This is a genomic window from Roseateles sp. AC306, assembly GCF_979253795.1.
Genome location: NZ_CEEDEB010000040.1, coordinates 1 through 1,314 on the forward strand (window position 1 = coordinate 1; position 1,314 = coordinate 1,314).

A 1,314-nucleotide genomic window follows, 5' to 3' on the forward strand; every position below is an offset into this window, starting at 1 on the left:
AGATCGCCGAACTGGCTGGCGTCGTCGCCATAGGCGATGCGATGGTCCGCCGGCTGGCTCGGCAGCGCCTGGAACTCCGCCGGCGACATCGGCGCCGCGGTGGCCGGTGACACGGCGCAGACGGTCCCGGCGGCCAACGCCGCCGTGCTCAAGAGTCGACGAAACATTTGATTCCTCCAACGGAGGTTGCGGCTGCACGCGACCAGCGGCTGGACGTGCGAACTTGTGGCGGACTATGCGTGCGTCTGCGCCCGGTTGGAGGGCATGTCGCACCGGCGAGCAGATCGAACATCAGACCAACGCGTCCTTCGGTGGCCAAACGCTCGAAGGTGGATACGCCTGCCCGGCTGCCATTTGGACAAACCGGGTAATCGTTACGTCGGCACCTCGATGAGCGCTTGGCGTGTCCTGTTTGCGGCGTGCACTGCGTATCGACTGGCATGGGCCCACCCCGCCCGCCAACCGCAGTCGCCGGAGACTTTGATGTTCGAGCTCAACCATGACTGGCTGATCGGCGCGTTTTCGCTGTCCAACAGCGTGCGCGCCCTGTTCTACCTCCCGCAGGTCATCGCCGTGGCCCGCAGCACCGACGGTGCGCGTGACATTGCGCTGTCGACCTGGCTGATGTGGGCGGCCAACAATACCCTCGGGGCGGTCTATGCCGGCGTGGTCATGCACCACGTGACGATCGCCGTCTCGTTCTTGCTCGCCGCGCTGGCCTGCGTGGTGACCATCGGGCTGGCGCTGCGGGCGCGGCGACGGTTGCACAGACGCGGCAACTGCCTGGAGATGGCATGAAAGCTGCGTCTTCCAACGCCATGCAGTCCATCGACCGACCGAATGGGGCCCGTGAGCGGCGCCGCCGGCACGCCGCAAGGACAGAACACCGCCAGGGTTGCCATGACTGACTCCGGACTGATCGACCCGAGGCGCGGTTGGCTGCTGGGCCTGCCGCTGGGATTCACAGTGCTGCTGAGCGCCTTCCTGCTGTTCCAGGTGCAGCCCTTGATGAGCAAGCAGATCCTGCCCTGGTTCGGCGGCAGCCCGTCGGTTTGGACGACGGCCATGCTGTTCTTCCAGTGCACGCTGTTCGGAGGTTATGCATATGCCCACCTGCTGGCGCGTCACCTCGCGTTGCGCCGGCAGGTCGTGCTGCACCTGCTGCTGCTGCTGCTCGCCGCCGTGCTGGCGTGGTCCATCCTGCCCGGTGCCGCGCTCAAGCCGCAGGGCGCAGAGGCGCCCGTCGCGAGCATCCTCGTGCTCCTGCTGGCGTGCGTGGGATTGCCGTATTTCTGCCTGTCCACCACCGGGCCC

General features: G+C 66.8%; 1 protein-coding gene and 1 pseudogene. Both read left to right on the plus strand.

Annotation, left to right across the window (positions count from 1 at the left end):
* Positions 1-483 precede the first annotated feature (483 nt).
* A complete protein-coding gene (locus AC0IZJ_RS28320) occupies positions 484-798 on the plus strand; it encodes a hypothetical protein (RefSeq protein WP_471855590.1) in 315 nt (104 codons plus the stop codon).
* Positions 799-900: 102 nt separating this feature from the next.
* A pseudogene (locus AC0IZJ_RS28325) lies at positions 901-1,314 on the plus strand (hypothetical protein); the annotation flags it as partial.